This is a genomic window from Candidatus Zixiibacteriota bacterium (genome assembly GCA_018820315.1).
Lineage (GTDB): Bacteria > Zixibacteria > MSB-5A5 > JAABVY01 > JAHJOQ01 > JAHJOQ01.
Map to the genome: position 1 here is coordinate 96,431 of JAHJOQ010000121.1, position 25,619 is coordinate 122,049.

Annotated in this window: 23 protein-coding genes; 10 read left to right on the top strand and 13 right to left on the bottom strand. The window is 50.6% G+C overall.

Annotation, left to right across the window (positions count from 1 at the left end):
- Positions 1-86: 86 nt before the first annotated feature.
- The 5 genes from KKH67_12335 (at position 87) to KKH67_12355 (ending at position 5,614) form a co-directional block, all read left to right on the top strand.
- Entirely contained in the window at positions 87-911 is an 825-nt protein-coding gene (locus KKH67_12335; protein MBU1319967.1) for a prohibitin family protein, read from the top strand.
- A gap of 362 nt (positions 912-1,273) precedes the next feature.
- Positions 1,274-2,365: an efflux RND transporter periplasmic adaptor subunit gene (locus KKH67_12340; protein ID MBU1319968.1), complete on the top strand. Its 1,092-nt coding sequence runs from the start codon at positions 1,274-1,276 to the stop codon at positions 2,363-2,365.
- 7 nt (positions 2,366-2,372) lie between these two features.
- Positions 2,373-3,602, top strand: coding sequence for an ABC transporter permease (locus KKH67_12345; GenBank protein MBU1319969.1), 1,230 nt, complete (start codon positions 2,373-2,375; stop codon positions 3,600-3,602).
- A gap of 2 nt (positions 3,603-3,604) precedes the next feature.
- Positions 3,605-4,876, top strand: a complete 1,272-nt coding sequence (locus tag KKH67_12350; protein ID MBU1319970.1) for an ABC transporter permease — start codon at positions 3,605-3,607, stop codon at positions 4,874-4,876.
- A 12-nt stretch (positions 4,877-4,888) separates the two neighbouring features.
- Positions 4,889-5,614 (top strand): ABC transporter ATP-binding protein, encoded by a 726-nt coding sequence (locus tag KKH67_12355; protein ID MBU1319971.1) that lies wholly within the window; start codon positions 4,889-4,891, stop codon positions 5,612-5,614.
- A gap of 271 nt (positions 5,615-5,885) precedes the next feature.
- On the opposite strand, the gene KKH67_12360 is transcribed toward KKH67_12355, so the two are convergent.
- Positions 5,886-6,422, bottom strand: coding sequence for an HD domain-containing protein (locus KKH67_12360; GenBank protein MBU1319972.1), 537 nt, complete (start codon positions 6,420-6,422; stop codon positions 5,886-5,888).
- A gap of 186 nt (positions 6,423-6,608) precedes the next feature.
- Between KKH67_12360 and KKH67_12365 the strand changes: the two genes are divergently transcribed.
- Positions 6,609-7,067, top strand: coding sequence for a CBS domain-containing protein (locus tag KKH67_12365; GenBank protein ID MBU1319973.1), 459 nt, complete (start codon positions 6,609-6,611; stop codon positions 7,065-7,067).
- A 489-nt stretch (positions 7,068-7,556) separates the two neighbouring features.
- Here KKH67_12365 and KKH67_12370 read toward each other — a convergent pair whose 3' ends face one another.
- Entirely contained in the window at positions 7,557-8,165 is a 609-nt protein-coding gene (locus tag KKH67_12370; protein ID MBU1319974.1) for an ester cyclase, read from the bottom strand.
- A gap of 219 nt (positions 8,166-8,384) precedes the next feature.
- Positions 8,385-11,492, bottom strand: a complete 3,108-nt coding sequence (locus tag KKH67_12375) for a VCBS repeat-containing protein (protein MBU1319975.1) — start codon at positions 11,490-11,492, stop codon at positions 8,385-8,387.
- A gap of 476 nt (positions 11,493-11,968) precedes the next feature.
- On the opposite strand from KKH67_12375, the gene KKH67_12380 reads away from it, so the two are divergent.
- Together KKH67_12380 and KKH67_12385 are read left to right on the top strand one after the other, a co-directional pair.
- On the top strand, positions 11,969-12,694 hold the full coding sequence (locus KKH67_12380; GenBank protein ID MBU1319976.1) for a hypothetical protein: 726 nt from the start codon (positions 11,969-11,971) through the stop codon (positions 12,692-12,694).
- A 709-nt stretch (positions 12,695-13,403) separates the two neighbouring features.
- Positions 13,404-15,299, top strand: coding sequence for a potassium transporter Kup (locus KKH67_12385; protein ID MBU1319977.1), 1,896 nt, complete (start codon positions 13,404-13,406; stop codon positions 15,297-15,299).
- A 60-nt stretch (positions 15,300-15,359) separates the two neighbouring features.
- On the opposite strand, the gene KKH67_12390 is transcribed toward KKH67_12385, so the two are convergent.
- The 5 genes from KKH67_12390 to KKH67_12410 all read right to left on the bottom strand — a co-directional run bounded on the left by KKH67_12390 (position 15,360) and on the right by KKH67_12410 (position 20,055).
- On the bottom strand, positions 15,360-15,860 hold the full coding sequence (locus tag KKH67_12390; protein ID MBU1319978.1) for a DUF4411 family protein: 501 nt from the start codon (positions 15,858-15,860) through the stop codon (positions 15,360-15,362).
- A 4-nt stretch (positions 15,861-15,864) separates the two neighbouring features.
- Complete coding sequence (locus KKH67_12395) at positions 15,865-17,007, bottom strand: ImmA/IrrE family metallo-endopeptidase (protein ID MBU1319979.1); 1,143 nt, start codon at positions 17,005-17,007, stop codon at positions 15,865-15,867.
- A 628-nt stretch (positions 17,008-17,635) separates the two neighbouring features.
- A complete protein-coding gene (locus tag KKH67_12400) occupies positions 17,636-18,910 on the bottom strand; it encodes an NAD(P)/FAD-dependent oxidoreductase (GenBank protein MBU1319980.1) in 1,275 nt (424 codons plus the stop codon).
- A gap of 190 nt (positions 18,911-19,100) precedes the next feature.
- On the bottom strand, positions 19,101-19,364 hold the full coding sequence (locus tag KKH67_12405) for a transcriptional regulator (GenBank protein MBU1319981.1): 264 nt from the start codon (positions 19,362-19,364) through the stop codon (positions 19,101-19,103).
- Positions 19,365-19,434: 70 nt separating this feature from the next.
- Positions 19,435-20,055, bottom strand: coding sequence for a hypothetical protein (locus tag KKH67_12410; GenBank protein MBU1319982.1), 621 nt, complete (start codon positions 20,053-20,055; stop codon positions 19,435-19,437).
- 467 nt (positions 20,056-20,522) lie between these two features.
- Here KKH67_12410 and KKH67_12415 point away from each other — a divergent pair, with 467 nt between their 5' ends.
- Positions 20,523-20,927: a hypothetical protein gene (locus KKH67_12415; GenBank protein MBU1319983.1), complete on the top strand. Its 405-nt coding sequence runs from the start codon at positions 20,523-20,525 to the stop codon at positions 20,925-20,927.
- Between the two features lie 69 nt (positions 20,928-20,996).
- Here KKH67_12415 and KKH67_12420 read toward each other — a convergent pair whose 3' ends face one another.
- The 3 genes from KKH67_12420 to KKH67_12430 are packed head-to-tail and all read right to left on the bottom strand — an operon-like array spanning position 20,997 to position 23,656.
- On the bottom strand, positions 20,997-22,133 hold the full coding sequence (locus tag KKH67_12420; GenBank protein ID MBU1319984.1) for a GNAT family N-acetyltransferase/peptidase C39 family protein: 1,137 nt from the start codon (positions 22,131-22,133) through the stop codon (positions 20,997-20,999).
- 6 nt (positions 22,134-22,139) lie between these two features.
- Positions 22,140-23,018, bottom strand: coding sequence for a RimK family alpha-L-glutamate ligase (locus KKH67_12425; GenBank protein ID MBU1319985.1), 879 nt, complete (start codon positions 23,016-23,018; stop codon positions 22,140-22,142).
- Positions 23,006-23,656, bottom strand: a complete 651-nt coding sequence (locus tag KKH67_12430; protein MBU1319986.1) for a RimK-like ATPgrasp N-terminal domain-containing protein — start codon at positions 23,654-23,656, stop codon at positions 23,006-23,008. Before KKH67_12430 ends, KKH67_12425 begins: the two co-directional genes overlap by 13 nt.
- A gap of 102 nt (positions 23,657-23,758) precedes the next feature.
- On the opposite strand from KKH67_12430, the gene KKH67_12435 reads away from it, so the two are divergent.
- On the top strand, positions 23,759-23,923 hold the full coding sequence (locus KKH67_12435; GenBank protein ID MBU1319987.1) for a hypothetical protein: 165 nt from the start codon (positions 23,759-23,761) through the stop codon (positions 23,921-23,923).
- On the opposite strand, the gene KKH67_12440 is transcribed toward KKH67_12435, so the two are convergent.
- Positions 23,920-24,258: an SAM-dependent methyltransferase gene (locus KKH67_12440; GenBank protein ID MBU1319988.1), complete on the bottom strand. Its 339-nt coding sequence runs from the start codon at positions 24,256-24,258 to the stop codon at positions 23,920-23,922. The genes KKH67_12435 and KKH67_12440 overlap by 4 nt on opposite strands.
- Before the next feature lie 12 nt (positions 24,259-24,270).
- Positions 24,271-25,338 carry a tetratricopeptide repeat protein gene (locus KKH67_12445; protein ID MBU1319989.1) on the bottom strand — a complete coding sequence of 356 codons (1,068 nt, stop codon included), beginning with the start codon at positions 25,336-25,338 and terminating at the stop codon, positions 24,271-24,273.
- Positions 25,339-25,619: the final 281 nt, after the last annotated feature.

A 25,619-nucleotide genomic window follows, 5' to 3' on the forward strand; every position in this document is an offset into this window, starting at 1 on the left:
GGTCTTTTCTTGCTGTTTCGCAGCTTATCAGTTATTATATAGTCCATGGAGCATTGGAATCACGGTCCTTATACATGGAGGTATTTATGAAAAAGGCATCAATCAAATCAACGTCAAGGTTCATCCTGCTTCTGGCGATGATCGCCTTAGTAGCGTTGATCACGAGCGGATGCGGAACACAAGTTCCGTCCGGAAGCAGCGGCGTCAAGTATTTCAAATTCGGTGATGGCACTGAGATGGGTAGAATCTACACGGAGGGGTTCAACTGGCACATGCCTTGGAATACGATCTTCGTCTATACCACCCAGACTCAGGAGACCAAAGAGACTCTGAATGTGCTGTCAGCGGATGGTGCTACGATTCAGCTTGAGGTCTCGGTATGGTATCGCCCGATCAATGATAAGCTTGACAGTCTGCAGATAACTGTCGGTCCTCGGTATCTTGAGGTAGTTATCAAGCCGGCGCTACGTGGCATTGCTCGCGGTACGTTGGGCCTCTATAGTCCGGAAGAAATCTACTCTACTAAGCGTGAAGAAATTGCGCTCAAGATCAGGGATGCAATGTATCTCGAGATGACAGAGAAGTTCATCGAAGTGCAAAATGTGATATTTAGAGACGTGATTCTCCCGAAGAAGATCACTGATGCTATCAATGACAAACTTGCTGCAGATCAGGACGCACAGCGCATGGAATTCGTGCTCAGGAAAGAAACTCAGGAGGCGGAGCGTAAGCGAATCGAGGCTAAGGGTATCTCCGATTTCCAGAAAATTGTATCATCGGGACTCACTCCTGAACTTCTGAAGTGGAAGGGAATCGAGGCGACCGAGAAACTCGCCGGGTCAGCGAATGCGAAGGTTGTGGTGATCGGGTCGGCCAAGGATGGACTGCCACTGATATTGGGCGGTAACTAGATTTCGTATGTTTTCGGTGTGTTTGGCGTACGTCTACGTACGCCAACACAGCCTTGTCGGTGAACGAGGAGGTACGCCGACCGCACGATTGAGAGCAATAGTCGTCAAATGCGCTGTCAGGAATCCCTTCCTGACAGCCGTTGCCACGGCTGCTCCAAGAGATGACTCCTCTGATCCTATGAGACAATCTCAGGACTTCTGCTGCACATTGAACGATGCTAGGGAATATTCTTGACAAAACTGGTGGCAAATACAGTTGTATAAGTATAAAGGGCTTGTAACCGGCATCTCATGAAACTCAACTGCCCTCTTGTCGTATACAGACTCATGGACCAACAGACTGCTTTATCGGGAGAAATGCAATGTTCAAGAAAATAACGATTATAGCCGTGATTGTATTAGTGGTAGCCACCGCCATCTTCTTTGTCTTTTCCGGTTCATCATCCAGTAATGAGCAGGAATTCACTTTGAAAACAGTCGAGAAGGGAAATGTAGTCGACAAGGCAATGGCTATAGGCCAGATCGAGCCAGAGCACGAAGTCATGGTCAAGTCTCAGATCTCCGGCATTGTCTCGAAGATGTATGCTGATGTCGGAGACAGAGTCGAAGTCGGTGATCCGCTGTTTGACATCGCCCCGCAGCCGACCCCGATCGAGTTCGCCGAAGCAAAGAGACAGGTTGAGCTAAGCGCGGTTAGCTTCGAAAATGCCGAGAAGAACTACAATCGCGTGAAGGGGATGTTTGAGAAGAACCTTGTTTCTGAGAGTGATCTCGACGACGCTCAGAATACTTACGAGCAGGCAGCCGTCCAGATCAATTCTGCGAAGGAGAAGTTATCGTTGATCGAGAAGGGGAAGACGCAGATTGCGGGACGTACGGTCGAGAATGTGATTCGGTCGCCAATTACCGGTATGATCCTGCAGAGGAATGTCGAAGAGGGCGATCCGGTCGTGCCGTTGACCTCATATCAATCCGGCACCGAGTTGATGACTCTCGCTCAAATGGATGATCTGATATTTCGCGGAACAGTCGATGAGATTGATGTCGGAAAACTGAAGCAGGATATGGAAGTGCAGCTTCAGATCGGCGCGATTCCTAAAGATACGATCCATGGAATACTGCGCAGAATATCTCCCAAAGCACGCAAGCAGGACAACACGACGGTATTCGATGTCGAGGTGACGATAACCTCAACGACTGAGAGTGTTTTGCGAGCCGGGTATTCGGCGAACGCCGAGGTAATTGTTGCGCAGAAGGACAGTGTTCTGGTCGTTCCCGAAAGACTCGTGACTTTTACAGATGATTCAACATTTGTCGATATTCAGGATTCGACGGGTGGAGTTGTGCAGCATCCGGTAGAGGTAGGGCTCTCGGATGGAATTTACATTGAAATAGTCTCTGGCCTTGAAGAGGGGCAGGAAATCGTAGAGAAGCCTCCGAAGACGATCGAATGAGTCTACCATGTATTTGATGTTCGTACGACAGATATTCCGGGATATGCGTGGCCAGAAGCTCCGTTCAGCTTTGACGCTGTTCGGAATATTCTGGGGCACATCCGCGTTGATTCTCCTCGGTGCATTCGGACATGGAATCCATGCTAACCAGGTAAAGCAGTTTAATGGTCTCGGTGAGCATATCGTGATCATGTGGCCGGGACGTACATCGATATCTTACGAAGGGCTCCCAAAAGGGAGATCTGTCTATCTCAGAGATTCTGATGTTGAGCTGCTCAGATCTCAAGTGCCGGAGCTTCAGAGCATTTCACTCGAATATCAAAACTGGAGCATACCTGTTCGGCGCGACAAGGTCATACTCTCATCACAGGTTGCCGGTGTAGCGCCCGAATATGGAGACATGCGGAATGTGATTCCTGACAGAGGAGGACGGTTCCTCAACGATCTCGATCTACGCCTCAAGCGTCGGGTTTGCTTTCTTGGTAATGACTTGAAGAATGATCTCTTTGGAGATGATGATGCAGTCGGGCAGATGATCGAGATCAGTGGCGTGCCGTTCACCGTGATCGGCGTCATGATCAAGAAAGGTCAGGATTCATCATACAGCGGCAGGGATGAGGACAAAGTATTCATGCCATATTCGACTTCGGCAATGATGTTTGGACATACACTTGCTGATGTTGTCGTCTGGAGAGCTAAATCTCTCAAGGTTCACGAAGTAGCAAAAGAGAAGATAGCGGCAGTCCTCGGGAAGAAGCACAAATTTGATCCATCTGACAAAGAAGCGATTTCACTTTGGGACACTACAGAGGCGATGGATTTTTTCGATTCGTTTTTCTGGGGATTCAGGATATTCCTGCTGATGATCTCGTTTGCAACATTGGTCGTTGGTGGGATAGGCGTGGCAAATATCATGTACGTAGTCGTCAAGGAGAGATCGCGCGAGATCGGTCTTAAGATGTCTCTCGGCGCCAAAAGAGGTTTCGTGCTGGTGCAGTTTCTCTGCGAAACGCTCCTGATTACGTTCATCGGGGGAGTCTCCGGTTTCTTGTTCGCGATGACTCTCATAGAGATTTTCCCGTCGTTTAATCTCGAGGAGTACGTCGGTGTACCGAGTGTTTCGACAGTCGAGGCAATAGTCTCTGTCAGCTTACTCATGCTAATCGGCCTTCTGGCAGGGTTTTTCCCGGCAAGGCGAGCCGCCAGTCTAAACCCGGTTCAGTCACTGAAGATGTAACGATGCTAGGGAATATTAAACTCATAGTCCGCCTGTTCTTGAGAGAGCTGAAGAGCCAGAAGCTCAGGATGTCGCTGACGATTCTCGCGATTATCTGGGGCACACTTTCGATTACGATGCTGATGGCGTTTGGCGAAGGGCTCCGGCGGCAACTTGCTATTAACAGGAAGGGACTCGGTGATGGCATTCTGATTCTGTGGGGCGGCCAGACCGAGAAACCGTACAAGGGACTCCCACGAGGACGTCAAATCAGATTTGCATCGGACGATATCGACTTCATCAAGAAACAGATACCTGAACTCGGAGCGGTAGGTGGCGAGTTCATAACATGGGGCCGTGAGATTACATATGGCGACAAGACCGTGAACGCGAAAGTGAATGGCGTAATGCCGGAGTACGAGTTCATGCGCTCCCTGTATGCTCAGGAGGGGGGGCGATTCTTCAACAGACTAGATATGGAGCACAAACGGAGAGTCGTGTTCCTCGGAAACGAGATGCGCGACGATCTGTTCGGAGAGCCCGAGTCGCCAGATTATGTCGATCCGATAGGCAAAGTCATCACTATCAGCGATGTCCAGTTCACGGTTATCGGAATTATGCAGAAGAAGCAACAGATGGGGATGTATTCCGGTCCCGACTGGAATACTGCCTTCATTCCGTTGACCACTTTCGAGACAATGTACTCGCGACGCACGCTGAGCAACATGGTGCTCAAACCGCGCGATATTAAACAGGTGGACTATGTTAAAGACAGGCTCTATCAGGTGATGAGCGGCAAATATCAGTTTCATCCCGATGATAAACGCGCCCTTTCGATCTGGGATGTGATCGAGACGGCCGAGGTCATGAACAAAGTTATGATTGGAATGCAGATATTCTTCGGCATAATCGGCGGGCTGACTCTTCTTGTAGCTGGAGTCGGTGTCGCGAATATTATGTATGTCGCCGTTCGCGAACGAACGGCCGAGATCGGCGTGAAGATGGCTATGGGAGCGAAGCGTGGTCAGATCATGACGCAGTTCATGCTCGAAGCTGTGTTGATCGCTGGAATCGGAGGAGGCATGGGGCTGCTGATCTCGTATACAATAGCTGGCGTTCTTGGCATGATTCCGATGGACAGTGATGCGATGCAGTGGCTCGGCAAGCCGACAATATCGATGCCGATTGCGATGACAACCATATCCGTGCTGGCAATGATTGGACTTGTGTCCGGTTTCTTCCCCGCAAGGCGTGCAGCCTCGGTGAATCCGGTCGAGTCTTTGAGATACGAGTAGCGAGGTGCTGACATGATCAAAATGACTGGAATACAGAAGATCTACGCGAAGGGCAAGATGAAAGTTATGGCGCTTAGAGGCGTTGACGTCGAAATCGATGCTGGTGAGTTTGTTTCTATTGTTGGACCGTCCGGATCCGGGAAATCGACACTCATGAATATCGCAGGATGCCTTGACGTGCCATCAGAAGGCGTTTATGAACTCGACGGCGAGCCGGTTGAAGGGCTGAATATGTCGCGGCTGGCCGAGATAAGAAACAAGAAAGTCGGATTCGTATTCCAGAACTTCAATCTGCTGCCTTATGCCACCGCTTTCGAAAATGTCGAGCTGCCGATGATATTTGGACGGATTCCGACAAAGACCCGCCGCAGTCGCACCACGGAGCTGCTCGAAAAAGTCGGCCTCAGCGACCGGATGGACCACAAGCCGACAGAGCTTTCCGGCGGTGAGATGCAGCGCGTCGCTATCGCGCGCGCGCTGTCGAATCAACCGAAGCTCATCCTCGCCGACGAACCGACCGGCAATCTCGATTCAACATCTGGCGCTGCGATTATCGATCTCTTCGAAGAACTGTGGCGGACAGGCACTACGATTCTGATGATTACTCACGATTCTACCGTGGCGTCGCGCACGAATCGCGTGGTCTTCTTGAAAGATGGTCTGGTTGTAACGAATGCTTCAGATATGGCTCGGGATATGAAGACATTCAAAGCGAGAAAGCGTCTCGACGCAATGTAGATAGCTTGCACCGCGTCATTACTTGGCGACGGCCGGACTTTGTATATGCCCGTCGGGGAGAAATCCCCGGCGATTTTGTTTTGATGCGAAGCAAATAGACAATAGAGAAGTCATTGAGGTGACAGGAACTTCAACGACTACTCATCAAACGCCGCCGGCTCTTCCCATAGATTGAACATGAAACCAAACGGGTCGCGGATGTAGTTGTCTTTGCCTTGGGCATTGCAAGTCATGACACCGCCAATGCGCCTCCAACCTAAAGCGAATCAAATCACAGATTCTTGAACGGCAGGAACGTCATGAAATCGGCGTGGTGCACGATGTATGCTTCGGTGGTGCGCTTGACCTGATCGCCTTCGCCGGCATGCGCCGCAATGATATGACAGACAGTCTCCGGCACGCCGCATTGCATCGCGAGTCCTACTCCTGAGAAGGGATGTCGTACATATTTGCCGTATTGGCTCGTGACGGCTTTACCGTCTTTCTTATCATATTCGAGAAGTTTGCCTACATCGGCAAGAATAGCACCTGCCACGACAACGTCCATGTCGATCGGCAGATTGCTGCCGAAGAACTTCGTCATGATTTTGGCTGATTCAAATGCAATGTGAACGACCGCGCGCTTGTGTTCCATGAATGTCACCGGGCAGTCTTTGAAAAGCAGTGTGAACGGTATCTCGTTGAGATCGTCTGCATCGAGCTTGCTCTGTTCGAGCGCAAGCGCCCATGTCTTTGTTGTTCTGTCTCGCAGGTCTGCGTCTTGTATCCACTCCAGTTCCGGCCAGAGTTCCTTCGCCGCATCCAGCATCAATAGCTCCTTCTGGTAATGTTCTTTTCAAACCGAATATAATGGTGCTGAGCGCAGAATGTCAATCAGCAAGCGTTCGCGCACTGCAGTGCAGATTTATGTTGTAATCAGGACTCCAGAAGGGTATATTGGAATTAGCCCGAGCGTCCCACAAGATATCCGCACTTAACCGAGGGAGGGTGAGTTATGCGTGTAAGCACATTGTTGGAGAGCAAGCCGAGAGAAGTGATCACTGTCTCCAGCTCGACATCAGTCGACGATGCGATGGACAAGCTGATCAGCAACAATATCGGCTGCCTTCCGGTGGTTGATGATGAGGGGAGTCTCATCGGTATTGTCAGCGACAAGGACATTTTTGCCAAGATCCATGAAACCAAAGGTGATTATCATAACCTGACGGTGAATGATGTAATGGAGAAAGCCGTCATCGTCGGCCTGCTCAGCGATGACATTTCTTACATTGCGTCAATCATGGACAAGAACTGGATTCGGCACGTTCCGATTGTCGAAGAGGATTCCCTTGTCGGATTGGTCTCGCTGAGAGATATTCTGAAGGCAAATACGCAGACGACAGCGATTGAAAATCGTTATCTGCGGCAGCATCTCGATGGCATGCACAGCCGTGATCGATCGGCAGACGTGTAGGCGGTTGCACTAGCATCCACAGAGGCATAGCCTCTGCTTGCACATGAAACACCGTCATCACGAGGAGCGGAGCGACGTGGTGACCTATCTGCTGACCAACTGAGCGGGCAGGAAAGGGTTCCCGCCCGCGCAAGAAAGTCATTGGTTATAGTACTGCCAGATACACATATGCTTATTCAACCAACAAAGCGGATACGGATATTGCCTTCTATACAGGGATAAAAGGAACGTCGTACGGGGCGTTGATAGGCTTGGGAGTCTTCTTAGCGGTATTTGTATTAACGGAATCCTTCGATTTTTGATAGTGATGCGCCTTGCCCGGACAAGGAGTCCATTCAGAAGCGCGGGCAGGAATCCTTTCCTGCCCGATTCAGTCGGCTGTCAGGAGGGGATTCCTGACAGCGCTGGAAAATCACCATTCGCAGAGCCGTCGGTCGGGATTCCTGACAGCGCGAGAAAGTCTATATGCTGAATGTTGATGTCGCCGGGCTAACCGCCTGAACCCTTCGGGATTTTCTTCTTCGGTGTATCGATCTTAATCTGCTGCGACTCGCTCGGGAGTTTGCTCATGTCCGCGGTCGGTTCAGCGGGTATAAACAAACCGAGTTGCGACAGAAATGCAACATTGTCCCACATCACCCATGATTCGGCGATCTTGCCATCTTCGAAGCGATGAATGATGAAGGTCTTGACATTTACGCTTTTGCCGGTCGCTGCATACGGTCCCATCTGGCCGGTGTGTGTGCCCGTGTCGGTGGTGATGTACGCGACCTTATCTCCGTCAGCCAGCATGAAGTCTATCTGCTCATTCCAGTCAGGGAATGCGGCGAAATGCTCGGCAAGGAACTTCTTCATCTCGTTGATACCGGTCATTTCCTGCAGCTCTGGCGGCATTGCCTGGCAGTGGCGAACATAACCGGGCGTCAACACATCATCCCATTTGTCGGGATTTTGCATGTTGACCCCCTGTTCGGTGATTTCGACGACCACGAGCTGGTTCTGTTCTTCCATTGACGCATTCTGATCACAGCAGCCTGCCATGAAACCAAAGCAGACGACGATAGTTAGCGACACAATAGCCAGCGCGTTCCGACTCATACCCTATCTCCTCATGATAATGACTTTGTTGGGGGAATAAGCAGAGATACACGATTCGGTGCAAGCTAAAACTGAGTGAGATGATTGCCGTCAGGAAGGGTTGTCCTTTCGACGCGAGGAATTTCGAAACCACGTTCTGCGCTTTGCGCTTCACTCAGGGGTTCGACCTACCTTTGCTCACGCAGTAATGGTGGCAACTAACTGATGTAGCACTGTCCTCTAGCAGTCGGGTATACTATTGTTGTCAGGATCGCCTGGCGGAGGACCACCGGAGAATATATAAGCGATCAGGTATACCACATCGTCAATATCAATCGCACCTGAGCAGTCCGCATCCCCTGCCTCGAGCGGGTCAGGAGCCGGGCCGCCTGCGAAAATATAGCTGATCAGGTACACGACGTCATCGATGTCGATTTCTCCGCTGCCATCGGCGTCGCCGACGATGTATCCGATATCGTTTAGCAGAACAGATATCGCATTCGAGCTGTGATCTGCTGTCGCAATGTCGATGTCGGCATCTCCGTCGAAATCAGCAGTGCAGAGCCAGTAGGGCTGACTGCCGGCAGTATACACGTCATCGAAGCTTATAAGACCGCCCCCATCGTTCAGTAGTATTGAAATATCGTTGGTGTTGATGTTCGACGTTGCGATATCCATGTCTCCATCGCCATCGAAGTCAGCAGCGGCAATGGCGCCGGGGGTGTTGCCGGAACCTATGTCGCAACTGTAACCAAACCAGAACGTTCCGCCGCCATAGTTGTAGATAACGGATACACTGTCGATCAGGCCGTCGGCAGTCACTAAGTCCACGAGTCCGTCGTTGTGTATATCAACCGCGACAATGCCGGATGGTCCACTACCGGTGGGGGATGTTACAAAACCTGGAAATACACCATTCCCGTCATTTAGCAGAACACAGACACTGTTAGCGGTGAAACTCGCTGTTGCGAGGTCGATGTCGTTATCGTTATCCAGATCCGCGGAGCAAATGACCCATGGATTATCATCTGTTACGTAAGTTGTCTGAGGCGCGAATGTGGCATCACCATTATTCAGCAGGATCGAGATATTGCCTGACTGATCATTTGCTGTCGCGATATCAAAATCTCCGTCGCCATCTAAGTCGGCAGCGCAGAGACTGGCAGGGCGATCATCAACATCGTACGTCACATGAGATCCGAATATTCCGCTCCCGTTGTTGATCAAAATGGAAACACCGCTCGCTGGAGCGAAAGCTCCATTCGAAACGGCCAGATCCATATCGCCATCGCCATCAAGGTCAGCGGCGCACACGCCTGTAGGCTGCTCGCCGACCGCATAGTTCACCTGAGCTGCAAAGCTGCCGCTGCCGTTATTTACGAAAACCGAAATGTCATCTGAGAAATAGTTCGCAACCATGATATCGGCGCTGCCGTTGCCATCGAGATCTGCTGCGACAACTCCGGAAGGGCCGGTCCCTGCGGTGTATACCGATCGACGCCTGAAGTCTGACGGTGCATCTGCAGACACGATAGTGAAGTTCGAAACAGAAGGTCTCGGCATAGCGAAGCCATCTTCTGATTCTATTTCCTTGGTCAGGACAACCGTGACAATTTCTCCAGGTGCGAAATCCACCGATCGATCAAACGTCAAAAGCCGATCGAGACCGTCGTAGGAGTAGGTGCCTCCCTTTCTACCGGATATCGAACCTTGCGTCACGAAAGTAGATGGATCGACCGTGCCCTCATCGAGATCGGCATCGAATGTGACAACGATATCGGCAGACGCAGCAACATTGTACTGATTCTGTTGCGGTGAGATACCTATTACATGAGGGCCTATCTGCAGTGGATTATCAATGTATGCATAGAGCTTGTCCCCGACAATCGAGTCGACCCTAACAGTAATGCCCGTCGGGAATGAATAACCATCGCTGGATGGATAGGTCGATGGTCCGAATTCCTCCTGACCGGGGACATCCGGATTGAAAGTAGCACCTTTTCTGGTCTCGTACGGATACCACCACTGTGCGCTATCGGTGACGTGTCCCTCGGGATTGCTCCACGCATCCATGGATGGGTTGTAGCCGGCATCTTCGACAGCGACCGTATAGTGTGGAAACTCGGGAGTCCCGTTGTTCACATCGAAATAGGGTGAGAGCGAGTCGTGAATGTGTGTAATGAGAAGTCCTCTGTCGAGCGTGTCACAGCCGAAGCTGAGATTGGGGCAAAGGAACACGCTGAAGTCAGAATCCATCTTGTCGTATTGAGCAGTCGACTGTGGATTGCGATATTCCAGCAGGAAGTACTCACCTTCGGGAGGATCGATTGGGATCTTGTAGAGCGAAGATTCGTTGGTTGTCTCAATGTTGTAGATTACGACATCCTCGTAAGTGCCATAAGGTAGCACAACCGGTTCGATCCAGCCGAGGCTTTTCTTGCTCCAGCCGCACATGTGCGAAGGCACTTCCGTGCCGAGTGAAAATATCCCGTAGCCATAGTAACCCATCACGCACCAATCCATCAGCGGGTGGTCATTGTCATCGTTTGGTGTCGTGTATGTAAGCACAGCGAGTTTGGAGTCGTAGTCGTACAGATCGGGCAGTCCAAGATTATGCGCCAGTTCGTGGCAGAATACCCTGATTCTATTGAGTGTGTCCTGACCCGAAAAAGGCATGGGGCAGAACGGAGCACGGAGCGGACGCAATTCTGGAGACGTATTCCATCTCGGTATGTGCATCCCGCCATCGTACGGTCCTGGCCCGTAGCCGAGGGGATAGATATACGCATACGACCAGATATCCCACGAATCCTGCGAATCTTCTTCGCCGGTGCCGGATCGAACGAATATTGCCGCATCGACATTGCCATCATAATCACCATCGAACTGGGTGTAGTCCACCATAAAGTCGAGGTAATCGAAGACCGGTTCGAAATCGAAGTAACCATTATATGTGCCCGCATTGTACCAATCGAGAACTTCACCAACGATCGTTATCTGACCGTACGAGATTTCATCATAGTAATCCGCGACCGATCCGCCTGGAAACACGTTGCGTGAGAAAAGCAAGCTGTCGATTGTCTCCCTTGAGTAGATCGCCAGACGGTTTGTCCACTCAACTGGAATCGCGAGGACTTTGAGCGTGTCACCATCGAAGCGAAAACCCGACATATCGGTCTTCTCCTGATGGGTCAGCCTGGTCGGAGGAAGTATGCCGATTTCTTCAGCGATTTTCTCGGCGGGCAGATCGAGCACGATAACTCTTGATCTGTCTGCGGCGTACAACTGACTCTGGCACAGCAGAGCTACAAATGCTACCGCTAAGATGCCGTATACGGTTCTGATCATGACTCCTCCAGAATAATCGTAGCTTCGATATACATTATCGGCGGCAGACAGAATAGATTCGGTGCTAAATCACAGATGCAGACCATACGAATCTTTAAATCCCTAAGAACTTATATGTAAAATATACCCCAATCGTTGGTTTTGTCAATCCGAATCCTGAGCTGAGCGCGATCGCCGGAGATAAATGAGGAGGGAATGTGTTCCGCTACAGCGCCGTAATTGCCTTCTGCGCGATCTCGACAGCGCGCTTCTCATGCTCCTGAGCCTGCATTACCGCCGCAGCGCCACGTTGTCTGCAGTTCTCATCATTCCAGGAATTCTTAGGCGCGATGCCCCGTAACCGATTCCGAACCTCAGTCAAGACATGTTTGTTGCGAATCTCGTTCTGAGCGCGGCGCAGCAAGTGATTGGATATGATGATTCCTGCTGTTATATTGAATCCCTACTTAGTCACATTAAGTCAAAATGAGGTAGCGATGGCAATTAATGAACTCCCAGTTTCAGTGATTGAGCGTATGGGCTTCTACGTCTATACATTAAGCGACCCCAAAACCGGTGAGGTATTCTATGTGGGGAAGGGGACCGGAAATCGTCTGTTTGCCCACATTAATGAAGCTATCGAGAAATCGATAGAATCTGACAAGTTAGACAGGATTCAGCAGATCCACGCTTCCGGGCGTAGCGTGAAGTATGAGATTATCAGGCACGGCCTGTCTGAAGAGGGAGCCTATGAGGTGGAGTCCGCTCTTATCGACTTCATTGGGCTATCCAGACTGACCAACATCGACGCTGGTCACGGCACAGACAACCGTGGCAAAATGACGATACCGGAGATCATCGCCACCTACCGCGCAGAACCAATTGTCATTAAAGAACCGGCACTTCTAATCATCGTCAACAGGCTGTTTGAGCGCAACATCAGCGTCGCACAACTATACGAAATCACGAGGGGCAACTGGGTGGTGGGTAAGAATCGAAACAATGCACAATATGCCTTTTCAGTATTCAAGGGTGTTGTGCATGAAGTTTACCGAATCAAGAGATGGTTGCCTGCGCCAGCCCGCAATCCGGATCAGAAGCGGACTGCGAGGTGGCGCTTCTCGGGTGAAGTTGCGAAAGAACTCCAACACTATATCGGCGGAAGCGTCGAGAACTATCTGAAGCACGGCGCACAGAATCCAATCAGGTATGTAAACTGTTAATATGAGTGGCCCATATCCATCCACTCCATCGCAACATTGCCATCTCGTTTCACGTTGATCGGGCGGAAGAGATCAAACGACTGAAGCTTAAGCTGGCTAGACTTCTCTGAGCTGATCCTGAGATCCACAAGTCACCGCGGAGCTCCGGATCAACGACATGGGGATATGTGCACCGCTGTCCTGACGGAAGATGATCGGGATAAAGACTCTCTGTCGGTTCGTGAGAATTTCTCCTTTCTACAAAGACAATTCCCGACTCCATGATATGTTCATCAGAATACTTGCAAAATGTTCTTAATTTCTAATGTATAGGGGAGCATAGTGAAATCGTACAACAATCTACGCTCACAGCTACCGGAGCAAACGCACCATTACGGGATTTCCGCTTACGCCGTCAACGAGGCACTGTTTCCTGCGTTCGAACGTGACGATTGGGTTGTTCGCTGGTGCACGAGAACGTATACCAGCCACATTAGGGTTTGGCTTATCTGTGCGATCTTTCACCTTGAACTCCATCTAACAAAATCAGTATAATTCTCTGATGTCGGGTGGAAATATCGACTGCGTTATTGCGAGCTAAGAGCGGCAATCTCTGTGCATCTGTCGAAAGATACTTGTTGCAGATCACCGCGTTGCTCTGTTCCTCGTGATGACGAGATCGAAACTTAGCGTGATTATGGAAAGCGACTGGACAAGAGGACAATTCTGAATGTCTAATATAGATGATACTAGTTTAGACGGCAGCAAGCAGAAGCTCTCTGCGATTGCGCTGGTCGCTCTCGGTGTGGTCTTCGGCGATATCAGCACGAGCCCGCTTTATGCAATTAGAGAATGTTTCCACGGTGAGTTTGGGATCGGCATTACCCATGACAGCATCCTCGGCGTACTGTCCCTCATGTTCTGGGCGCTGACAATAATCGTCTCCCTGAAATATCTTACATTCATCCTACGTGCTGACAATCGGGGCGAGGGGGGAGTCATTGCGCTGACAGCCCTGCTTATGTCGGCAGTCAAAATGCAGAAGAGACGCCGCAGACTTCTTATCGCAATCGGTATCTTTGCAGCTTGCCTGCTGTATGGCGACGGCATGATCACACCGGCGATCTCTGTTTTGAGTGCCGCCGAAGGACTTCGCATCATCACACCCCACTTCGAGCCGTTTGTTATTCCTGTGACCCTGCTGATTCTCGCGGGATTGTTCCTTCTGCAGCACCGGGGTACGGCCAAAGTCGGCTCGTTGTTCGGTCCTGTGATGCTGGCATGGCTTCTGGCGCTCGGCATTCTTGGCATCCGTCAGATTGTGCAGCACCCGAGTATCCTGCAGGCGCTTGCACCGTGGCATGGAGCGCGGTTTTTGATGAATTCCGGTATTCATGGTTTCGCTGTGCTCGGCGCAGTATTCCTGGTTGTGACGGGTGCTGAGGCTCTCTACGCAGATCTGGGGCATTTTGGCCGCAAACCGATACGTGTCGTATGGTTCGGTCTGGTGCTTCCCGCGCTGCTGCTCAACTACTTCGGGCAGGGTGCTCTGTTACTATCTCACCCCGAGATGGCTCATCATCCATTCTATGCTACCGTACCGGTCTGGGCTGTGATACCGATGGTGATCCTGGCTACCTGTGCGACAATCATTGCATCACAGGCCGTTATCACGGGTGTGTTTTCTCTCACAAAGCAGGCAGTGCAACTCGGATACCTTCCCAGAATGAACATTGTCCACACGTCATCGCGCCATTTCGGTCAGATTTATGTTTCTGAGATTAACTGGTTCATGATGGCCGCGACGTTGGCGCTTGTCCTCGGATTTCAGTCATCGAGCAAACTTGCGGCCGCTTACGGCGTCGCCGTAACGTCTACTATGCTGATCGCCACGGTGCTGTTCTATGTTGTGGCGCGCGAAAAATGGAAATGGAATATCATAGCTGCCGGCATACCGACAGTTGTTTTCTTTGTTGTCGATATCAGCTTCTTCTCAGCAAACATCACAAAGATATTTCATGGCGCATGGTTTCCACTGGTGATCGGTGGAGCATTTCTTGCTGTAATGATGACCTGGAAACGGGGGAGGAGAATTCTCTCGGGGCAGTTTCAGAAGATGTCGGTTCCCTTCGAGCAACTGCGGGCGAAATTGGAAGACGAGAATATCTTGCGAGTCAAAGGGTATGCCGTCTTTCTATCCGGTCAACCCGGAATGGTGCCGGTAGCGCTGACTCACAATCTTAAGCACAACAGGGTGCTTCACGCAAAAGTCGCATTTCTGCATTTTCGGAGAGCAGAGATTCCGCGAGTGCCGAATATGGAGAAGTTGACGATCAAGGATCTCGGTTCCGGGTTTCACGAGATCACGGTGTCGTACGGATTTATGGAATACCCGAATGTTCCGAACGCTCTCGTGTTGGCAAGCGGGCAGGGGGTTGATTTTCCGATCGAGGAGACGAGTTTCTTTCTGGGCAGAGAGAAGCTGGTTTGGGAGCAGGGGAACGGAATCTCACGCTGGCGCGCGCATTTGTTCGCGTTCCTGTCGCGAAATGCTTACGACGCCTCCTCATTCTTTGGGATTCCGCAGGAACAGGTCATGGAAGTCGGCGTTCGGTTGAAGATCTAGTCCGGTAGGTCAGCACCTTGCCTGCGTTGAGGAAAGCGACAGCAGATCCTGAACACTCACTTAATTGAAGCGAACCCCGAGAGACCGCAGCATCTCAAACGTGTCAACATAGGGAACATCAAAGGCTTGGCACACATTGGGGATTTTCACCTTTGCGCTTTCGGATGGCGCTAATTGCTCATGTGTAACCAAAGTATATCCTTTCACTCGGGCAATTGCGATCAGCCAGCCGTCAGCACTATTCGCAAATTGCGCTTTGGCTGACTCCGAGAACTGACTTTGGGTGCTGACCCAGTTCATAATGTCTCTGTATGACGAGACAATGTCATCCGAATCGGTAGACTGGAACGCGTGGTCAAAGTCATGGGTAGCCCATTCTGCCAGATCATCCTGACCTCTTTCCAGTTCAGTCTTTATTCGGTCAATGCTGCTGATTTTACCACTTTTTGCATTAGCTTCCAGACTCTGCCAGAATCCAGGTACCAAATCGAACGCGTAGTAACGACGCGCAGCTTCGATGAATACATTAGCATCTAGGATATATGTTGGGGAAGTACTCAACGAGTTATCCCAATTTTAGGCGTTCGGCATATTGTTCAAATGTCTTTCCGTATAGACCTGTCAATCTGTAAGCGTCACTGTATAAGAGCGTGCCTTCCTTCGCCGCTTGCAGGACGGAGCGAGCAAATCGCTTCCCTATACGAAGGTTCTGAGTTGCGTAGAAATCCCCACCGTCGGTAGTTGGCGCCTTGTCACGTATTCTATCTAGGTACTCTTGATAAAACGACAGGAAGTAGTCTCTGTTAATCAGGTCCAGGTCCAACACTCTACGAGCAGCAACAAGCTCGCTGACTTTGAACTGACGCGCAATATCCTGAAACGGGTTGGGAGATTCGCTGACTGAGGGCCAGGTCTGTCGTAGTTGAATCTCAGGCACAAGGAATTCAGCTGCAACCAAATTGCAGGCTCTTTCGGTCGGGTCATTCGCTGGCTCAAGCTTCCGAAGGTCAAAGGCTGCACTGCTTCCGAAAAACACGTGGGCTAGCTCATGTGCAAGCGTAAACATCTGGGCGGCTTTTCCGTCGGAGCCGTTTACAAATAGTAGAGGCGCGTATTCATCAACGAGAACGAAGCCTCGAAACTCCTCAACATCAAGCTTACGGTGCGTGTTATTTCCGACTACACCGTTAACGATAACTAATATTCCTGATGCTTCTATGCCCTCTCGGAGAGACTTAAGCGCATTTGTCCAAGACGATAGTTGAGATGCCCAGCTTTCTTCAAAACGCAGTGCTTGTCTTATTCTCTGAGCAATTACCTTAGGTTGCTCGGATATCCCTGCAGATCCCACAAATCGAATGGGAGCCATTCCTTGATCAATAAGAAACTCTCTCATCCAAAGCTGCCGCTGTTGCATAGTCTGAATAGTATCGATTAGATCAGGACTTGGTCTATCAGGTGCGTCCTCGCGGAGAGTCCTGAAGTGCGGTATCGGCAGGCTGTCTTCAGGTGGCCTGTTAAGAAAGAAATACCCGAGTGGAGTCAGGGTTGCCTTTGCCAGACTCTCTAATTGTCGAAGAGTCGGTTGACGCTCACCCGTAAACCAGTCTCCAATCTTGGGGAATCTGCCTCGAAGATCTTCTAATGTGCGACCACTGCGATCGACTGCCCACCTTAAGACCTCAGCTTTGACAACTACCCTACTCAAAATCCTGCTCCTGGGTCTCCGCCATCTACCCTCGTTACTGGTCTGCTACCAGCACCAGCATCAATGCTTGCTCAGGCTGACTTCAGCGCTCAATCCGTCGTTGTTCACAGTCTCTTCATGAAAATGATACATAATTATCGGAGAAAGTGCCATGAAAAGATTGCTAAGGGCACTACGCTGCGATCGCAATAGCAAAATTGGAGTGTTGCGACGACCTTGAAGGTACAAACCGGGCAGGTCTCGCCGAGACCTGCCCGGACTTCATAAATGGTAGGAGTGAGCGCACTCCCACCTTGCGTGTGATTGAGCGCGTGTCAGCTCGGCACTACTTTCTCGGACTGTTTATTCTTCTTCTCTTGTTTCAGTTTCCGCTTTTCTTTTGGAGTGTGCTGAGCTTTTTTCCGCTCTTCTTTTTTAGCCTTGTCTTTACTTCCTTTGTCACCCATCTCTGACTCTCCTTATCCAAAAGTGACCTGCCTGTCTCAGTCTTTCTGAGCGCAGTCTTTGGTTCTCCAGATATGCCAGCCTCTTCCAAATATACAAATTGAGGTTCAGTGCGGTACAAAAATGTTTGGGGATCGAGTTATAAATACGCGGGGACGTATATCAACCGCTAGTAGCGCCGACCTTACTTGCGGCCTGCCGACTGCCCTGCCAGCCAGCCGGTCGAAAACGCCGCCTGAAGATTGTAGCCACCGGTGTCGCCATCGACATCGAGGACTTCGCCTGCGAAATACAACCCCGGCACTATACGAGAGGCCATCGTACGGGGATTGACTTCGGTCAGACTAACACCTCCCGCAGTGATGATCGCCTCTCTGATTGGGCGATGTCCGGTAATGCTGAAACGAAAATCTTTGAGCCAGATTCGAAGCTTGCGCCTGTCCGTAGCGCTGATTTGATTGCAGAGCTTGGTCGATGGTATCCCCGCCAGGTCGCAGCAAATCGGGATCAGCTTGCTTGGAAGCAACCCTTTCAGCATCGTATGGAATTGCATCTTACCGTGCGCTTCGAGATCGCGCAACAATCGAGCATCGAGCTTGGCATCGTCGAGCGCAGGTTTGAGATTGATTGATATCGTGACTTTTTGTTTCTCTCTTAACGCATCGACGACGCGCCCGCTCAATGACAATATGATCGGCCCCGACAATCCGAAATGTGTGAAGAGCATCTCGCCGAATGCCTCGTGACGCTTCTTGCCATTGATGTACACTTTTGCAGCGACATTCTTGAGGCTCAGCCCCTGCAATCGTTGAGCGGCATTCCCAGCGGTCTCCAACGGTATCAGCGCCGGTCTGATCGGTACGACTGTGTGGCCGACAGATTCCGCAAGGCGGTAGCCGTCTCCGGTCGATCCGGTCAGCGGGTATGACGCTCCGCCCGTCGCAATGATGACCGCATCGCACGCAAGTTCTCCACCAAATAACTGCACTCCCAGAATGCCGTTGTTGCCGATCAGCAATTTCTTAACCGATGATCTCGTGCGAATTGACACGCCTTGTGACTTAGCCCACGTCAGCAGAGCGTTCGTAACTTGACCGGCATCTTCGCTTGCAGGGAATACTCTTCCGCCTCGCTCCTGAATGGTCTCGACGCCCAGCTTCTCAAGAAACGCTATGAGGTCCGGCGAGAAGTAGCTGTTGAATGCCTGACGCAAAAAGCGGCCGTTCTTCCCGAAGTGTGCGATGAAATCGGGCAGCGTTGCGATATTGGTCAGATTACAGCGACCCTTTCCGGTAATGCGCAGTTTGCGGCCGGGGCTTGTCTCCTTCTCAAGAAGTACTACCCTGGCGCCGAGTCCGGCAGCCTCTCCGGCTGCCATTAACCCTGCCGGTCCGCCACCGACTACTATGACTTTCTGATTTGCCACGTATTGTTCCGCCCATTTTCCCGCTGCGGCAATGCCGTCTGCCACCAACGGTAGCAGTAAATATCCAGATTCGCAGCCTCTGAGTCAATGAGGAAGTTGCTCTTACTTGTATCAGAATCTGTCCGGCTGCTTATTAGGACTGTAGCGGAGGTCTTCCCGAGAAGTGCTATCGCTTTCGGTACGACAGAGGTGAAGCTACCTTTGCCAGCTTGCTCTTAACAACTCACACACTGTCATTCTCTCGAAATGCCGGAGGATTAGTGAACAGTTCTTTCATCTGCTCTCGGTATTCCTCGAATGCTTTCCTGCCCTTTTCGTTCAGGCGCACAAATGTCTTCGGTTTCTTGCTCACAAATCTCTTTTTGATGTCGATGTATCCCGCAGCCCCCAGCTTCGACAAGTGCGTCGACAGGTTGCCTGATGTCATATTGGTTTGGTTCTGGACGAACAGAAATTCCGCCTTCTCTATTACGTAAAGCAGCGCCATAATGTTATATCGCGCGGGCTCGTGAATGAGGCGGTCAATCTCCGGAAGTTTGCTCTTGCCCGTGTCATTATTAGCCGGCATGGTTAGCCTCCGGAGCCACCTTCGGATACTTCTGAATGAAACTGAAAAGCAGGCTGAGGCCGACTATCAGAACTACAACTCCCGGCAAACCGAAGCTGATAGATGTATTGAGAGGACTGCCTATATATCTCAACAGAAACTCCGATTCTACAGGCCCGGCAAGCAGTAAAGCCGCGTAGATCCAGAGGCGAGGGAAGTCCATCGCATAAACCGCTATTATAAACACCGGCAGGGCGAGCAGCGCGATCACCATCCAGCCCATGCTGCCCGATAGTCCATTGCTCACTGTCGAGATCATGATCGGCAGCATGAGAAAGATAACTATGCCTGTGATGATCAGGATTAGACGCCTTCTCGACTTGCGCCTCGGTCCGAACTCGACAGCTCCCATACGCGGGATTGTGATCAGCCGTTTGCCGAGCAACGGCAGAGCAGGGGGAATGATCAGCAGCGAGTAGCCGATAAACCTGGAGAGTCCTGCGGCCTCCAGAATGGGGATGGCTGCAAATATAAGAAAGAGCAGTCCAAACAGGATGTCGTAAATCCCGTCCTCGAAAGTTGAGCGGTACGCGCGTCGCTCAAGCTCTTTGAGAGAGTACGGTGTGTTCATTGAGGTTCCTCCAGTCGATTGACTTTGTGGGTTTATCTGATTGGCATCACAACGTACTTTACGACAAAGTACGGATTTTGTTTCAGATATCAAGCGAAATTCAGGAAAATGGTGATAGTTCTCAATTCAAGGCTTGTTGAGAAACCCCAAATGACGTCATTACGAGCGAAGCGTGGCAATCTCCGCATTTCACAATAGCCTTGATTGACATAGAGATCGCCACGTCGCTTCGCTCCTCGCGATGACCACGATGGGCGTATTTGGACTTTTCCAACATGCCCTTCAGGGAGAATGCAGGTGCCTAATTCGGACCAGAAGTAATAGATCCTGTGGCGCATCCTACATATCTCAGGTCGCGAACGTGCCTCTAATCAGAAATGGTTCAATCTGCCTAAGGTCGAGTAAGGTTTGGGCTATACTAATCCGATAATACTCATATAAATCGACTACATCTTCAGGGGGTAATCATGCGAGCTTCGAGCCAGGTCATAGGCAATTTCAAACAGTGTCCTCTCTGCCAAGACTGGTTCTCCGATCAGGATATCTTCTCGGGTCCCAGCATCAAGCCAATAGGGATGCTTCTTGATCCAGCATTTCTCGACATCAGCATGTACTTCTTCAATCATGCCAGCGATGGGTGCTGGACAACCTTCACGATCAATGTGGAAAAGTTCACGCACTTTCTCGATGAACCGATCATCCGGGAATCGAACACACTCAGCGCGAGTTGCGAGGGGCATTGCTTCAATCTGAGCGACACCGGAGAATGCTCGCAGACCTGCAAATGGGCGCCTTTCCGGAGGCTTCTCCGTGCGATGCTTGAAATACGCAATCTGAGCAAATCTCAGATCGAAGACATAGTCAAGCGTTAATGCAGAAGATAGTCTCTGCGCGCATTGCTGTCGCCTACCATAAGGACAAAAGTCTCATCTGCCGCTGAATCAGACCGGTGCTGGCTTGTGCTCTTTTTTCTTTGCGGGTCCAACGATGAGAAGGCAACGATATGCTTCCTTGCCGTACCGGCTCATTCGGAGGAATTCGGACTTCTTGATTCGCAGATTTCGAGCGCGCAGCTTGTTTCTTCTATACGACGCAACATCCGGATCGTGAATGTAGATATTGTCTTTGTCGAAACCGGTGATCACCACCCAGTGCGGAACCTGATCGCCGGTCAGTCGGTAAGTACTGATGAGTGCGATCGGAATCGTTCCTCTGAAAAGCGCAGACATGATCTCCTCGACACCATAGTCGCATACCATAGTCGACACGCCGAGTTTCTTTGCCTGCTTCTTCATATCGCTGTGCACAATCTTCATGACTTCACGCTTTTTCGGAGTGCGAACCGATCTGAGCATGGGTGTAGTGTCCATCGAGATGATCATCCTGCAATTCACGTTTCTTGTGACGGCGGACAGAGAGAGTCCGTATGGACTGGTGCCGCTGTACCCGGACATCATGAAGATCAGGGTGGCTTCTTTCCATATTCTCATTTCCATGACTCGAGTGAATTCGAGCAGTGGCTTGAAGTGTTTAAGCGCCATCATCAAACAGGCAGATCCGCAGGTGAAATCAAGTGTCTGAGCGTAATAGGGGATGTTAAGCTGAAGTTTCCCTGGCACGCGAATCTTCAGATCTTTACTCATTTTGAGACCAGCCATGCCATCTTCATAATAGTCCGTCATGTTTCGCACGACGTGATAGCCGTTCCTTTCATAAAACCTGATACCGCCTTCGTTATCTTTCCTGACTTCGAGTGTCATTTTTGCGCAGCCACGACGTGCCGCTTCCAATTCACACTCTTTGAGCAGCCTGAAACCGTACTTCTTTCCCTGGAAAGCCGGATCGACGGCCAGGTTGTACAATCGCGCAGCCAAATGAGATTTCCTCCACAGCACGTAAGCAGAACCCGCGATAAATGAACCCTGCGTGAGAACGAAAACGCTCGCGCGCGAATGAGTGAGAAAATAGTCGATCTGATCTTCTCTGAAGCGATCCTGCTCAAATGCGACATTTTCCAGTCTGAACAGGGACTTGAGATCATTCGCGGTGGCCAGGCGGATTTTCGAACGAGGAATCATTAAGCCTCACTTCGGTAATAGATATTCCAGCAGACGATCGTAAAGATCGCCATTAGCCCGATCCTCTTCACCTGCGTTAATAGTCGGGTTGTCATTCACTTCAATCACGATAAACCGGTCGCCCACTTGTTTCAGATCAACGCCGTACAAGCCGCTGCCGATGGCGTTTGCCGCCTCAACCGCTATCTTCAGTAGATTCGGAGGCGCTTCGGTGATGCGGATAGGTTTGATCGGACCGTACACGGTCTTGCCATCGGGAGTATAGGTCAGGATCTTCCAATTTCTTTTCGGTATCGAATACTGGCAGACATATAGTGGTTCGCCGCCCAAAGTACCTACCCGCCAGTCGAATGATGATTTGACGAACTTCTGGGCGAGAACTCGATCCGAGCGACGGAAAAATCTCTTGGCGACCGATATGATCTCTTTGGGAGTTGATGCTTTCTCGACGTACATCGAGAAGCTACTGTTTGGCGCTTTAAGCACCACCGGATCGCCGAATCGATCAAGCAGCGCTTCGCCAAGCCTATGGCTTAATTCATCTTCCTCGATGAACTGAGTCTCGGGCATCGGGACATTGTTTATCATCAGGTGGCGATACATGTTCACTTTGTCGCAGCAGATTCTGATGGAATCGGGATCATCGATCACCCGCAGACCGTGCATTTCGGCGGTACGTGCGGCGACATAGGCCGAATTGAGCGGATCGGTCAGGGCGCGGATGAATAAAGCGTCAAATTCAGGTATTTTGTACATGTCCGGGCGGAAAAGAAAATCGGTGCGATGCCCATGCTTCCGCGCAACCTGACTGAGGCGCATAAGCGTGTTCATTTCATCCGAGCTCGAAATTGTGTAACGCTCTACGTAAATGCCTAACTGTCCCATGTCACTCGCTCAAGTATGTGATTAATCTCCCGTTCAGTGAGATCCGCGAAGGGGAGTGGAGCAATGTCGCTTAATAGCAGTGAATTGTCCGCAAGTCTGATCGCCCGTACTCTTGCAACCGGGATGTTATACGTCTCCCAGATACTTCTTGCGAGTTCATTGTAGCGCGCAACTGCACTCCAGCCGAGTACTGCTCTGAAATGGAGGACTTTGCTGTCCTCAGGCAATTCCTGGCAGCAGACTGCATAGGTGTAATTGCGCGTAAGAGACTTCACTATGCTTTGGGCACGGCCTGCCTTCAATATAACTCGACCTTTGAGAGTGAACGGGTTTATGGGATCGACGATGACCGGAGGTTCACAGTAGCCGTTGCTGATGTAGTATTCTGGTATAGCAAGCCCGGCAAGTTTCGCCTTTTCCAGGAAGAGCGGTGGCACATAAGCGTCGATCATTTCCTTGCACGTCGGTCGAATCGACTTGCCCTCATGCTCGTAATCTTCTGATACGTAGTACGGTAGCTCCAGATAATCATAATTGCCGCCGAGGTTCACAATACACTTCTCCTCAGTGAGCCAGCCGACAAATCGACTGCGTCGCGGTATCTCAATTAGTTCCTTGTTCTTGTCTGTTCCTCTCATATTACTTCCGCCAGAAATTCAGTTTCCGCCCCCCCCTCACAACAGGAAGAAATATATGTCAACTTTCAACAATTACGAAACAAGATTCTTTTTCATACCAGTATGATGGATGAGGATGGCACCCCGCTTGGCTTCGCAGAAATCAGGCAACATGCGGCGGAGGGTTTGCTGGTTCTGTTTCAGGCTATGGTGATATGTGGCTCTGCCGAGAAGCTGATCCCGTTGTGTCCGAAGGAGAATCCGGCGATTCGATTCACCTGTGACTAGTCTCGCTCGGATCTGTCGTCAGCCTCATTACTGAGGTGTGTTGATACTCCGAGCCAACCGATTCGGCGGCAGTCACAGGAATCAAATTCCGGTACGTATGGTTTGATGTCAAGCAGCGGAGTACCATCAATCAGGTCGACATCCTCCACTGTCAATGTGCATTCTGAGACGCTTATCAGTTTGTCTGCGAAAATCCCTATTGGATTTGGCCTCGATGGAGCTCGCGTGGCGAACAATCCGCGCGGCACAGTGTCACGAAACGGCACAACTGTGAGTTTCGGTTCGCGGCTGCGGTGAAACCAGAATACAAGCCAGATTCGATCAAATCCAATCATCAGATCGAAGAATCACTTCTCGTATTTTTCGATCAACGCTTGGAAGCGTGGGTGGTTCCGAAGCTGCTTATACTCAGGGAATTTCTTGAGAATAGTAACCGACACATTCGAAGGTCCCGCCAAGAGATATTCAAGCTGATCAATAGCAAGATCGTACTCGCCCACAGCAGTGTATGTTTGAGTGAGCCTCCTAACCAATTCGGCACCGACAAGAGCATCCTTTGAAAGCGGCAGTAGTTCAACTGCGTACAAACCCTCTCTGATGGCGTCCTCCTTGCGGCCCAGTCCGGCATAGACCCTGCCCATGATACTGTGGTACAGCGGATCATCAGGATCGTCCACAATCTTTTCTTCCAAAACCACACGGGCGGAATCGTAATACGGCTTCATTAAGTCTGGTCGATTCATATAGCGGTATATTTCGCCCTTGAGAAGATAATACTCAGCGGTGTCGCTCCGTTGCTTGAAGTACACCTGGCCAGGTGCGGTTATGTGACTTAGGGCCCGCTCAAACTGTTCGTCAAAACAGTCATACAGCACTTCAAAGTAGGTCAAGAGAGGTGACCGACCATTGCGTTCCAGCGTTACCTGTAGAACATCGCGAGCTTCTCTTGTGTCACCTAACCTAGCCAGTTGTGACCATGATTTCAGAAGATATGGCCACTCGAAATCCGGTGCGAGTTCAATGGCACGGTCAAAATAGTATTCGGCTTCCTCGTACTGGTGATTTTTCATAAGCGTTTGGCCTAACTCCAGCAGGAAATAAGGCTCACGAGGATTTAGTTTCACTGCTCTTCTCAAATACTCAATTGCCTTGTCCCATTGGCCCTGCCTTCGTTTCGTATAGGCAATGCTGGCAATGGCCAGGCTGTTGTTTGGCTGCTTCTGGAGTACAATAGTAAATTGCACCAGTGCCTGCTCGTAATCGAGTTGGCCGTGGTAGTAGTACCAACCGAGGGCCAAATGCGTCACTGGGTCGTCCGATGCCAACTTAAGCGCTTTATCGATGGTTTCCTTAGCTGCTGTTAGCCGCGACTCAGTGCGGTCATAGAAGTTCCAATACATTTCGGTATAGACCATCCCCAGCTCTGCGTACGCCAGGGCGAATTCCGGATCCAGCTCGATGGCCTTTCGATGCATTGCCTCAGCGCTACGGTAGTCACGAGATATATTCGAAAGTTGTGGATAGAATAGAATGAGCGTATCCTCTTAATAGTAAACAAGAGAACTCGGGTTTATCCGAGCAGGAGGACACGCTCATGAGGAATAGTAATGTAAGTGATTCGGAAAGTCGAGTGGAAAAGGAGTCGAGGTCGTCACTGGATGATCTTTTGCGAGAGGGAGCTCGACGGATGTTGCAG